10 protein-coding genes are annotated in these 11,503 nt (G+C 70.5%); 9 read left to right on the top strand and 1 reads right to left on the bottom strand.

The annotated features are described in order from the left end of the window. The first annotated feature begins 300 nt into the window (after positions 1 to 300). Genes NW895_RS14310 through nusB form a run of 3 tightly spaced genes read left to right on the top strand, consistent with a single transcriptional unit; the run spans position 301 to position 2,470 of the window. Positions 301 to 1,407, top strand: coding sequence for an aminopeptidase P family protein (locus NW895_RS14310; protein WP_289935872.1), 1,107 nt, complete (start codon positions 301 to 303; stop codon positions 1,405 to 1,407). A 59-nt stretch (positions 1,408 to 1,466) separates the two neighbouring features. Further along, positions 1,467 to 2,033, top strand: a complete 567-nt coding sequence (gene efp, locus NW895_RS14315; RefSeq protein WP_289935873.1) for an elongation factor P — start codon at positions 1,467 to 1,469, stop codon at positions 2,031 to 2,033. A 2-nt stretch (positions 2,034 to 2,035) separates the two neighbouring features. Then, entirely contained in the window at positions 2,036 to 2,470 is a 435-nt protein-coding gene (gene nusB, locus NW895_RS14320; RefSeq protein WP_289935874.1) for a transcription antitermination factor NusB, read from the top strand. A 265-nt stretch (positions 2,471 to 2,735) separates the two neighbouring features. Here the strand turns inward: nusB and bldD are convergent, their stop codons facing one another. After that, positions 2,736 to 3,239 carry a transcriptional regulator BldD gene (gene bldD, locus NW895_RS14325; protein WP_086170636.1) on the bottom strand — a complete coding sequence of 168 codons (504 nt, stop codon included), beginning with the start codon at positions 3,237 to 3,239 and terminating at the stop codon, positions 2,736 to 2,738. 288 nt (positions 3,240 to 3,527) lie between these two features. On the opposite strand from bldD, the gene pyrR reads away from it, so the two are divergent. The 6 genes from pyrR to carB all read left to right on the top strand — a co-directional run bounded on the left by pyrR (position 3,528) and on the right by carB (position 11,463). Next, on the top strand, positions 3,528 to 4,097 hold the full coding sequence (gene pyrR / locus NW895_RS14330) for a bifunctional pyr operon transcriptional regulator/uracil phosphoribosyltransferase PyrR (RefSeq protein WP_289935877.1): 570 nt from the start codon (positions 3,528 to 3,530) through the stop codon (positions 4,095 to 4,097). Positions 4,098 to 4,189: 92 nt separating this feature from the next. Next, positions 4,190 to 5,167 carry an aspartate carbamoyltransferase catalytic subunit gene (locus NW895_RS14335; protein ID WP_289935878.1) on the top strand — a complete coding sequence of 326 codons (978 nt, stop codon included), beginning with the start codon at positions 4,190 to 4,192 and terminating at the stop codon, positions 5,165 to 5,167. Positions 5,168 to 5,170: 3 nt separating this feature from the next. Beyond that, the gene (locus NW895_RS14340) at positions 5,171 to 6,457 is read left to right on the top strand and encodes a dihydroorotase (protein ID WP_289935879.1); all 1,287 of its coding nucleotides are present in this window, start codon (positions 5,171 to 5,173) and stop codon (positions 6,455 to 6,457) included. Next, complete coding sequence (locus tag NW895_RS14345) at positions 6,454 to 7,023, top strand: hypothetical protein (protein ID WP_289935880.1); 570 nt, start codon at positions 6,454 to 6,456, stop codon at positions 7,021 to 7,023. The genes NW895_RS14340 and NW895_RS14345 overlap by 4 nt, the downstream gene beginning before the upstream one ends. Next, positions 7,020 to 8,162 (top strand): glutamine-hydrolyzing carbamoyl-phosphate synthase small subunit, encoded by a 1,143-nt coding sequence (carA, locus tag NW895_RS14350; RefSeq protein WP_289935881.1) that lies wholly within the window; start codon positions 7,020 to 7,022, stop codon positions 8,160 to 8,162. Before NW895_RS14345 ends, carA begins: the two co-directional genes overlap by 4 nt. Beyond that, on the top strand, positions 8,155 to 11,463 hold the full coding sequence (gene carB / locus NW895_RS14355; protein WP_289935882.1) for a carbamoyl-phosphate synthase large subunit: 3,309 nt from the start codon (positions 8,155 to 8,157) through the stop codon (positions 11,461 to 11,463). Before carA ends, carB begins: the two co-directional genes overlap by 8 nt. Positions 11,464 to 11,503: the final 40 nt, after the last annotated feature.

Here is an 11,503-nt window from a genome sequence, read left to right on the forward strand (position 1 = left end):
GGCTGGTGCTGGGCTCGCCTGCGCGTGGGCCTCGCTGCCGGAGGCCGGCGCTGTGCCCGTCCGCGCGTGGGCCTCGCTGCCGGAGCCTGGCGCCGTGCCCGCCCGCGCATGGGCCTCGCTGCCGGAGGCTCCCGCAGTGCCCGCACGCCCACCGGACCCACCGCCGGAGGTCCACGCACCGCCCCGGCCCCCGCCCCCACGCGCTTCGCCCTCCACCGTCGGAGGCACCCCACCGGAGCCCACCGCCCACTCGGCCTCCCTCAACCGGCGCCATCCCTGCGGAGCTCTTACGCTCGGCACATGTCAGAGGTGTACGCAGCCCGCCGGGCGCGGCTACGGGAACGTTGCAACGCGGGCGGCAGCGCGGCGGCGCTGGTGTCCCGGCCCGCCAACGTGCGCTATCTCGCGGGCACCGCCCCGCGAGACGCCGTCCTGCTACTGGGCAGAACCGAGGACCTGCTGGTGTGCGTCGGTCCGCCGGGCGACCGCCACGCGCAGGGGCGCCCCGACGAGGCGCTGCGCGTCCAGACGCTGCCCGGATCCGGCGGCGACCCGGCCGTCGCGGCCGCCGGCCTGGTCGTGACCCAGGGCGCAGACTCCCTCGCCGTCGAGGAACACCACCTCACCGTGGCCCGCCACCGAGCCATCCGCTCCGTCGCGCCCCGGCTGCGCCTCGCGGACCTCGGCGGCGCGGTCGAGCAGTTCAGGGTCGTCAAGGACGAGGAGGAGATCTCCTGCCTGCGCATCGGCGCGGAGATCGCCGACCAGGCCCTCGGTGAACTGCTGGAGTCCATCCTGGTCGGCCGTACCGAGCGGCACCTCGCCCTGGAACTGGAGCGACGGCTCGTCGACCACGGCGCCGACGGCCCCGCCTTCCCGACCTCCGTCGCCACCGGCCCGAACGCCGGCCGGCGCTGCCACCGGCCCACCGACCGGCGCGTCGAGGAGGGCGACTTCCTCTCCGTCTGCCTGGGGGCCACCTACCGCGGGTACCGCTGTGAGATCGGCCGTACGTTCGTCATCGGCACCTCTCCCGCCGACTGGCAGATCGAGCTGTACGACCTCGTCTTCGCCGCCCAGCGTGCCGGCCGCGAGAGCCTCGCACCAGGCGCCGCCTGCCGCGATGTGGACCGCGCCGCACGCCAGGTGCTGGGCTCCGCGGGGTACACCGAAGGCCTCCCGGCCCTCACCGGTCACGGCGTGGGGCTCGAAATCGACGAGGACCCTCAGTTGTCCCCGGCGGCCATGGGTAAACTGGACGCTTGCGTGCCGGTCACCGTCGAACCGGGGGTCCACCTCCCGGGCCGGGGCGGTGTCCGGATCGATGACACGCTCGTCGTACGCCCCGAGGCGGACGGCGGACCCGAGCTACTCACCATCACGACCAAGGAGCTGCTCGCGCTCTAGCTCCGCGCTGTGCGCTCGCCCCGGGGTCGTCCCACGTCAGTCCAGGAGATTCCGCAACCGTGGCTTCCACGAACGACCTCAAGAACGGCATGGTGCTCAAGCTCGAAGGCGGCCAGCTCTGGTCCGTCGTCGAGTTCCAGCACGTCAAGCCCGGCAAGGGCCCGGCCTTCGTGCGCACCAAGCTCAAGAACGTGCTCTCCGGCAAGGTCGTCGACAAGACCTTCAACGCCGGCGTCAAGGTCGAAACGGCCACCGTCGACAAGCGCGACATGCAGTTCTCGTACATGGACGGCGACTACTTCGTCTTCATGGACCTGGAGACCTACGACCAGCTGCACATCGACCGCAAGGTCGTCGGTGACGCCGCCAACTTCCTCATCGAGGGCTTCGAGGCCACCGTCGCCCAGCACGAGGGCGAGGTGCTCTTCGTCGAGCTCCCGGCCGCCGTCGAGCTGACCATCCAGGAGACCGAGCCGGGCGTCCAGGGCGACCGCTCCACCGGCGGCACCAAGCCCGCCACGCTGGAGACCGGCCACCAGATCCAGGTCCCGCTCTTCATCACCACCGGTGAGAAGATCAAGGTCGACACCCGTACGAGCGACTACCTCGGCCGGGTGAACAGCTAACCGTGGCAGCCCGCAACACGGCCCGCAAGCGCGCCTTCCAGATCCTCTTCGAGGGCGACCAGCGCGGCGCCGACGTCCTGACGGTGCTCGCGGACTGGATCCGGCTCTCCCGGAGCGACACCCGGCAGCCGCCGGTGAGCGAGTACACGATGGAGCTGGTCGAGGGCTACGCGAAGCACGCGAAGCGCATCGACGAGCTGATCGCCCAGTACTCGGTCGGCTGGACGCTGGACCGGATGCCGGTCGTCGACCGCAACATCCTGCGTCTCGGCGCCTACGAGCTGGTCTGGGTCGACGAGACCCCGGACGCCGTCGTGCTGGACGAGATGGTGCAGCTGGCGAAGGAGTTCTCCACGGACGAGTCGCCCGCGTTCGTCAACGGCCTGCTGGGCCGTCTGAAGGAGCTGAAGCCCTCGCTGCGCCGCGACGAGGCGTGAGAGGCGACGGAGCAGGCGTCAGAGGCGACGGACGAGGCCTGAGAGGCCCCCGAGGCCTCACAGGCCTCACATGCACGCCTAGGCAGGAAACGCCGAGCAGGAAACACCGGAGGGCCCGCAGCGAGACTGCTGCGGGCCCTCGGTCATTCCCGTACCTCAGAGGCCCGTGCGGCCCGCAGAACGCCGCCGGGGTGGCCGGAACCGTGAAGTTCCGGCCACCCCGGCGGTACGTTTCTGCTCGGTCCGCTGGACCGGCGCGTGGCGCTCAGCTCTCCTCGTGGGTCGCGACCGCCCGGCGCGCGTCCGCGTCCAGCACACCCCAGCTGATCAGCTGCTCGGTGAGGACCGAGGGCGACTGGTCGTAGATGACGGCGAGTGTGCGCAGGTCGTCCTGGCGGATCGAGAGCACCTTGCCGTTGTAGTCACCGCGCTGCGACTGGATGGTGGCCGCGTACCGCTGCAGGGGACCCGCCTTCTCGGCCGGCACGGTGGCCAGCCGCTCCAGGTCCAGCACCAGCTTCGGCGGCGGTTCGGCGGCGCCGCCCGGGGTCGTGCCCGGAAGCAGCTCCTGCACGGGAACGCCGTAGAAATCCGCCAGCTCGGCAAGGCGCTGCACGGTCACGGCACGGTCGCCGCGCTCGTACGAACCAACCACGACCGCCTTCCAGCGTCCCTGGGACTTCTCCTCGACACCGTGGAGGGAAAGGCCCTGCTGGGTGCGGATCGCCCGGAGCTTGGCCCCGAGCTGTTTGGCGTATTCGCTGGACATATGGCTCCCCGGACACTGTGTCGACGCGACTGGTGTTGGTTCCATGCCGCGCGGCTGGTAACTCACTGTGAGGTTACGCAGAGTTACTCTGCCGCGTCAAGCCGAATGGTCCGCCCCGACTCTTCCGTGGTATCGGCGATCCATTGCGCCAAGCGGGTGACAACCGGGGTGGCAGAGGAGTGACAGGGGGGTGAGCAGGGGCGTCGACGGGGCCTGCTACGGTTGATGGCGCAATTCCGACGTCCTTTAAGGTCCGTCCCGTGAGGCGGAGAAGGAGGTCCGTTTCGTATGGACACGCAGTCCGATGCGAGGCCCGTGCTCGAAGGGCCCGACATCGCACGGGTACTGACCCGTATCGCCCACGAGATCGTCGAGCGCGCCAAGGGCGCCGACGACGTGGTGCTCCTCGGCATTCCCACCAGAGGCGTCTTCCTCGCCCGCCGGCTCGCCGCCAAGCTGGAGCAGATCACCGAGCGCGCGGTCCCGTGCGGCTCGCTCGACATCACCATGTACCGCGACGACCTGCGCATGCACCCGCCGCGTGCGCTGGCCCGCACCGAGATCCCCGGTGACGGCGTCGACGGCCGGCTGGTCGTCCTCGTCGACGACGTGCTCTTCTCCGGCCGCACCATCCGCGCCGCCCTCGACGCCCTGAACGACATCGGGCGCCCGCGCGCGGTCCAGCTCGCGGTCCTCGTCGACCGCGGCCACCGCGAACTGCCCATCCGCGCCGACTACGTCGGCAAGAACCTCCCCACGTCGCTGAGGGAGACGGTCAAGGTCCAGCTCGCCGAGGAGGACGGTCGCGACACCGTGCTGCTCGGTGCGAAGCGGTCCGCTCCAGGCGTGCAGCACTAGCACGCGCGCGTACGTCACTGCCGTACGTCTGCTCACGTGCGCCCCCGCATGCCCGAATTCTTTTGAATGAACTTCCTTACGGAGCCTGTCAGATGCAGCGCCATCTCATCTCGGCCGCCGACCTCACCCGCGACGACGCAGTCCTGATCCTCGACACCGCCGAGGAGATGGCCCGGGTCGCCGACCGGCCGATCAAGAAGCTGCCGACCCTGCGCGGCCGCACGATCGTCAACCTCTTCTTCGAGGACTCCACCCGCACCCGGATCTCCTTCGAGGCCGCCGAGAAGCGCCTGTCGGCGGATGTCATCAACTTCTCCGCCAAGGGGTCGAGCGTCTCCAAGGGCGAGTCCCTGAAGGACACCGCCCAGACCCTGGAGGCCATGGGCGTCGACGCCGTCGTGATACGGCACGGCGCTTCCGGAGCCCCGTACCGGCTGGCCAACTCCGGCTGGATCGACGCCGCCGTCATCAACGCCGGTGACGGCACCCACCAGCACCCCACCCAGGCCCTCCTGGACGCCTTCACCATGCGCCGCCGGCTCGTCGGCCGGGACGCCGGCATCGGCCACGACCTCGCGGGCAGGCGCATCACGATCGTCGGTGACGTCCTGCACAGCCGGGTCGCCCGCTCCAACGTCGATCTGCTGCACACCCTCGGCGCCGAGGTCACCCTCGTCGCCCCGCCGACCCTGCTGCCGGTCGGCGTCGGGACCTGGCCCTGCGAGGTCTCCTACGACCTCGACAGCACCCTGACCAAGTCCGACGCGGTGATGATGCTGCGCGTCCAGCGCGAGCGCATGAACGCCGCCTTCTTCCCGACCGAGCGCGAGTACTCGCGGCGCTACGGCCTCGACGGCGACCGCATGGCACGCATGCCGGAGCACGCCATCGTGATGCACCCCGGCCCCATGGTCCGCGGTATGGAGATCACCGCCGAGGTCGCCGACTCCGACCGCTGCACCGTCGTCGAGCAGGTCGCCAACGGCGTCTCCATCCGGATGGCCGTGCTGTACCTGCTGCTCGGCGGCAACGAACCCGCCGTCACCAACACCCGTACCGAGGAGAAGTAAGAGATGAGCAAGATCCTGATCCGTGGTGCGAAGGTGCTCGGCGGCGCGCCGCAGGACGTGCTGATCGACGGCGGGACGATCGCAGAGGTGGGCAGCGGGCTGTCCGCCGAGGGCGCCGAGGTCGTCGAGGCCGGCGGCAAGGTGCTGCTGCCGGGCCTGGTCGACCTGCACACCCACCTGCGCGAGCCCGGCCGCGAGGACTCCGAGACCGTCCTCACCGGCACGCGCGCGGCGGCCTCCGGCGGCTACACGGCCGTGTTCGCCATGGCCAACACCTTCCCGGTGGCCGACACCGCCGGTGTCGTCGAGCAGGTCTGGCGGCTGGGCAAGGAGCACGGCTACTGCGACGTACGGCCCGTCGGCGCCGTCACCGTCGGCCTGGAGGGCAGCAAGCTCGCCGAGCTGGGCGCCATGCACGAGTCGGCCGCCGGGGTCACCGTCTTCTCCGACGACGGCAAGTGCGTCCACGACGCCGTGATCATGCGCCGCGCCCTGGAGTACGTGAAGGCCTTCGGCGGCGTCATCGCCCAGCACGCGCAGGAGCCGCGGCTGACCGAGGGCGCCCAGATGAACGAGGGCATCGTCTCCGCCGAGCTGGGGCTCGGAGGCTGGCCCGCGGTGGCCGAAGAATCGATCATCGCCCGGGATGTCCTGCTCGCCGACCACGTCGGCTCCCGCGTCCACATCTGCCACCTGTCGACCGCCGGCTCCGTCGAGATCGTCCGCTGGGCCAAGTCCCGCGGCATCCAGGTCACCGCCGAGGTCACCCCGCACCACCTCCTCCTCACCGACGAGCTGGTACGGACCTACAACCCGGTCTACAAGGTGAACCCGCCGCTGCGCACCGAGCGGGACGTGCTGGCACTGCGCGAGGCGCTCGCCGACGGCACGATCGACATCGTCGCCACCGACCACGCCCCGCACCCGCACGAGGACAAGGACTGCGAGTGGGCCGCGGCCGCCATGGGCATGGTGGGCCTGGAGACCGCGTTGTCGGTGGTCCAGGAGACCATGGTCGACACGGGCCTGCTGGACTGGGCCGGCGTCGCCGACCGCATGTCCTTCAAGCCCGCGCAGATCGGACAGGCCACGGGCCACGGCTGTCCCGTCTCGGCAGGTGAGCCCGCCAACCTCACCCTCGTCGACACGGCATACCGTGGGCCCGTGGAACCCGCGGGCTTCGCCTCGCGCAGCCGCAACACCCCCTACGAGGGGCGTGAGCTGCCGGGCCGTGTCACGCACACGTGGCTGCGGGGCAAGGCCACGCTCGTCGACGGGAAGCTCACGTGACACCTGTACTCCTGCTCGCCGCCGAGAAGGAATCGGCGCAAGTGACCGACTGGGCCGCCCGCATCGGCTGGGTCGTCGGCCTCGCCCTCTTCGTCGCGCTCGTCTACTGGCTGATGCGCGAGGGCTGGAAGTGGCGCGGCACCCTCCAGGGCGACCTGCCCGAGCTGCCGGCCGCGCCGGACGACCCGGGCCCGGCGCACCTCACGACGAGCGGCCGCTACCACGGCTCCACCACCGCCGGGCAGTGGCTCGACCGCATCGTGGCGCACGGCCTGGGCACCCGCAGCCGCGCCGAGCTCACCCTGACGGACGCGGGCCTGGACGTCGTACGCCCGGGTGCGACCGACTTCTTCGTCCCGGCCGCGCAGCTCCGCGAGGCCCGCCTCGACAAGGGCATCGCCGGCAAGGTCCTCACCGAGGGCGGGCTGCTCGTCGTGACCTGGGCGCACGGCGACCGGCTGATCGACTCCGGCTTCCGCTCCGACCACGCGGCCGAGCACCACGCGTGGGTCGAGGCGATCAACTCCATGACCACAACCACGACCAGGGAAGGCGCCGAACGATGACGACCTCCACCAGGGGAGCTGCCAAGACTCCCGCCGTACTCGTCCTGGAGGACGGCCGGATCTTCCGCGGCCGTGCCTACGGGGCCGTGGGGGTGACCTTCGGCGAGGCCGTGTTCTCCACCGGCATGACCGGCTACCAGGAGACCCTCACGGACCCCTCGTACCACCGCCAGGTGGTCGTGATGACGGCCCCGCACGTCGGCAACACGGGCGTGAACGACGAGGACCCCGAGTCGAGGAAGATCTGGGTCGCGGGCTATGTCGTGCGGGACCCCGCGCGCGTGCCCTCCAACTGGCGTGCCCGGCGCTCGCTGGACGAGGAGCTGGCCGCGCAGGGCGTCGTCGGCATCAGCGGCATCGACACCCGCGCCCTGACCCGGCACCTGCGCGAGCGCGGTGCCATGCGCGTCGGCATCTTCTCCGGCGAGGCGCTGCCCGACGAGGGCACCATGCTCGCCGAGGTCCGCCAGGCCCCCGAGATGAAGGGCGCCGACCTCTCCGCCGAGGTCGCCACCACCGAGCCGTACGTCGTCCCGGCGATCGGCGAGAAGAAGTTCACCGTCGCCGCGGTCGACCTCGGCATCAAGGGCATGACCCCGCACCGCATGGCCGAGCGCGGCATCGAGGTGCACGTGCTCCCGGCGACGGCGACCGTCGAGGACGTCTACGCCGTCAACCCCGACGGCGTGTTCTTCTCCAACGGCCCCGGCGACCCGGCCACCGCCGACCACCCCGTCTCCGTCATGCGGGGCGTCCTGGAGCGCGGCACGCCGCTGTTCGGTATCTGCTTCGGCAACCAGATCCTGGGCCGCGCGCTCGGCTTCGGCACCTACAAGCTGAAGTACGGCCACCGAGGCATCAACCAGCCGGTGCAGGACCGTACGACCGGCAAGGTCGAGGTCACCGCGCACAACCACGGCTTCGCCGTCGACGCCCCGCTCGACCAGGCCACCGACACCCCCTACGGCCGGGTCGAGGTCTCCCACGTCTGCCTCAACGACAACGTGGTGGAAGGCCTCCAGCTCCTCGACAAGCCGGCCTTCAGCGTCCAGTACCACCCCGAAGCGGCAGCCGGACCGCACGACGCCGCCTACCTGTTCGACCGCTTCGTCAACCTGATGGAGGGCCAGCGTGCCTAAGCGCACCGATATCCAGTCCGTCCTGGTCATCGGCTCCGGCCCGATCGTCATCGGCCAGGCCGCCGAGTTCGACTACTCCGGCACGCAGGCGTGCCGGGTCCTGAAGGCCGAAGGCCTGCGGGTGATCCTCGTCAACTCCAACCCGGCGACGATCATGACCGACCCGGAGATCGCCGACGCCACCTACGTCGAGCCGATCACCCCGGAGTTCGTCGAGAAGATCATCGCCAAGGAGCGGCCGGACGCCCTGCTTCCCACCCTGGGCGGCCAGACGGCCCTCAACACGGCCATCTCCCTGCACGAGAACGGGGTCCTCGACAAGTACGGCGTCGAGCTGATCGGCGCCAACGTCGAGGCCATCCACAAGGGCGAGGACCGCGACCAGTTCAAGGAGGTCGTGGAGGAGGTCCGCAAGAAGATCGGCCACGGCGAGTCCGCCCGGTCCTACATCTGCCACTCCATGGACGACGTCCTCAAGGGCGTCGAGGAACTCGGCGGCTACCCGGTGGTCGTCCGCCCGTCCTTCACCATGGGCGGCGCCGGCTCCGGCTTCGCCCACGACGAGGAGGAGCTGCGCCGCATCGCCGGCCAGGGCCTCACGCTCTCGCCGACCACCGAGGTGCTCCTGGAGGAGTCCATCCTCGGCTGGAAGGAGTACGAGCTGGAGCTGATGCGCGACAAGCACGACAACGTCGTGGTCGTCTGCTCCATCGAGAACTTCGACCCCATGGGCGTGCACACGGGTGACTCGATCACGGTCGCCCCGGCCATGACCCTCACCGACCGCGAGTACCAGATCCTGCGTGACATCGGCATCGCCGTGATCCGCGAGGTCGGCGTCGACACCGGTGGCTGCAACATCCAGTTCGCGGTCAACCCGGCCGACGGCCGCGTGATCGTCATCGAGATGAACCCGCGCGTGTCGCGGTCCTCGGCCCTCGCCTCCAAGGCGACCGGCTTCCCGATCGCGAAGATCGCCGCCAAGCTGGCCGTCGGCTACACCCTCGACGAGATCCCGAACGACATCACGCAGGAGACCCCGGCCTCCTTCGAGCCGACCCTCGACTATGTCGTGGTCAAGGCGCCGCGGTTCGCGTTCGAGAAGTTCCCGTCCGCCGACAACACGCTCACCACCACCATGAAGTCGGTCGGTGAGGCGATGGCGATCGGCCGTAACTTCACCGAGGCGTTCCAGAAGGCGCTGCGCTCGCTGGAGAAGAAGGGCAGCCAGTTCACGTTCGTGGGAGAGCCCGGCGACAAGGAGGAGCTGCTGCGGGAGGCCGTCCGTCCCACCGACGGCCGGATCAACTCCGTCATGCAGGCCATCCGCGCGGGCGCCACGCCGGAGGAAGTCTTCGAGGCGACCAAGATCGACCCGTGGTTCGTCGACCAGCTGTTCCTGATCAAGGAGATCGCGGACGAGCTGGCCGACGCGCCGGAGCTCACCGCGGACCTGCTGGCCGAGGCGAAGCGGCACGGTTTCTCCGACCAGCAGATCGGCGAGATCCGGGGCCTGCGCGAGGACGTGGTGCGCGAGGTCCGGCATGCGCTGGGCGTGCGCCCGGTGTACAAGACGGTCGACACCTGCGCCGCCGAGTTCGCCGCCAAGACGCCGTACTTCTACTCCTCCTACGACGAGGAGACCGAGGTCGCCCCGCGCGAGAAGCCGGCCGTCATCATCCTGGGCTCCGGTCCCAACCGGATCGGGCAGGGCATCGAGTTCGACTACTCCTGCGTGCACGCCTCCTTCGCCCTGAGCGACGCCGGGTACGAGACGGTGATGGTCAACTGCAACCCGGAGACGGTCTCCACCGACTACGACACCTCCGACCGGCTGTACTTCGAGCCGCTGACGCTGGAGGACGTGCTGGAGATCGTCCACGCGGAGCGGCAGGCGGGCCCGATCGCGGGCGTGGTCGTGCAGCTCGGTGGCCAGACCCCGCTGGGCCTGGCGCAGGCGCTGAAGGACAACGGCGTGCCCATCGTCGGTACGCCCCCGGAGGCGATCCACGCCGCCGAGGACCGGGGCGCCTTCGGCCGGGTGCTGAAGGAAGCCGGTCTCCCGGCCCCGAAGCACGGCACCGCCACGACCTTCGCCGAGGCCAAGGCCATCGCCGACGAGATCGGCTACCCGGTCCTCGTCCGGCCGTCGTACGTCCTCGGCGGGCGCGGTATGGAGATCGTGTACGACGAGGCCCGGCTGGAGGCGTACATCGCCGAGTCGACCGAGATCAGCCCCTCCCGGCCGGTGCTGGTCGACCGGTTCCTCGACGACGCCATCGAGATCGACGTCGACGCGCTGTACGACGGTGAGGAGCTGTACCTCGGCGGCGTCATGGAGCACATCGAGGAGGCCGGCATCCACTCCGGCGACTCGGCGTGCGCCCTGCCGCCGATCACGCTGGGCGGCTTCGACATCAAGCGGCTGCGGGCCTCCACGGAGGGCATCGCCGCCGGTGTCGGCGTGCGCGGCCTGATCAACATCCAGTTCGCGCTGGCCGGGGACATCCTGTACGTCCTGGAGGCCAACCCGCGCGCCTCCCGGACCGTCCCCTTCACCTCCAAGGCCACCGCGGTGCCGCTCGCCAAGGCCGCCGCCCGGATCTCGCTGGGCGCGACCATCGCCGAACTCCGCGCGGAGGGGCTGCTCCCGGCGAACGGCGACGGCGGCGAGCTGCCGCTGGACGCGCCGATCTCCGTCAAGGAGGCCGTGATGCCGTGGTCGCGCTTCCGCGACATCCACGGCCGGGGCGTCGACACCGTCCTCGGCCCGGAGATGCGCTCCACCGGCGAGGTCATGGGCATCGACTCCGTCTTCGGCACGGCGTACGCCAAGTCCCAGGCGGGTGCCTACGGTCCCCTGCCCACCAAGGGACGGGCGTTCATCTCGGTCGCCAACCGCGACAAGCGTTCGATGATCTTCCCGGCGCGCGAGCTGGTCGCGCACGGCTTCGAGCTGCTGGCCACGTCCGGCACGGCCGAGGTGCTCAAGCGCAACGGCATCAACGCCACCGTCGTGCGCAAGCAGTCCGAGGGCACCGGTCCGAACGGCGAGAAGACCATCGTCCAGCTCATCCACGACGGCGAGGTCGACCTCATCGTCAACACCCCGTACGGCACCGGCGGCCGCCTCGACGGCTACGACATCCGTACGGCGGCCGTGGCCCGGTCCGTGCCGTGCCTGACGACCGTCCAGGCGCTCGCCGCGGCCGTCCAGGGCATCGACGCCCTCAACCACGGCGACGTCGGAGTCCGGTCGCTCCAGGAACACGCCGAGTTCCTGACCGCGGCCCGCGACTGACAGCCCCGAGGGGGACACCGGAAACGGTGTCCCCCTCTTC

This window comes from Streptomyces sp. S.PNR 29, from assembly GCF_030386795.1.
GTDB lineage: Bacteria > Actinomycetota > Actinomycetes > Streptomycetales > Streptomycetaceae > Streptomyces.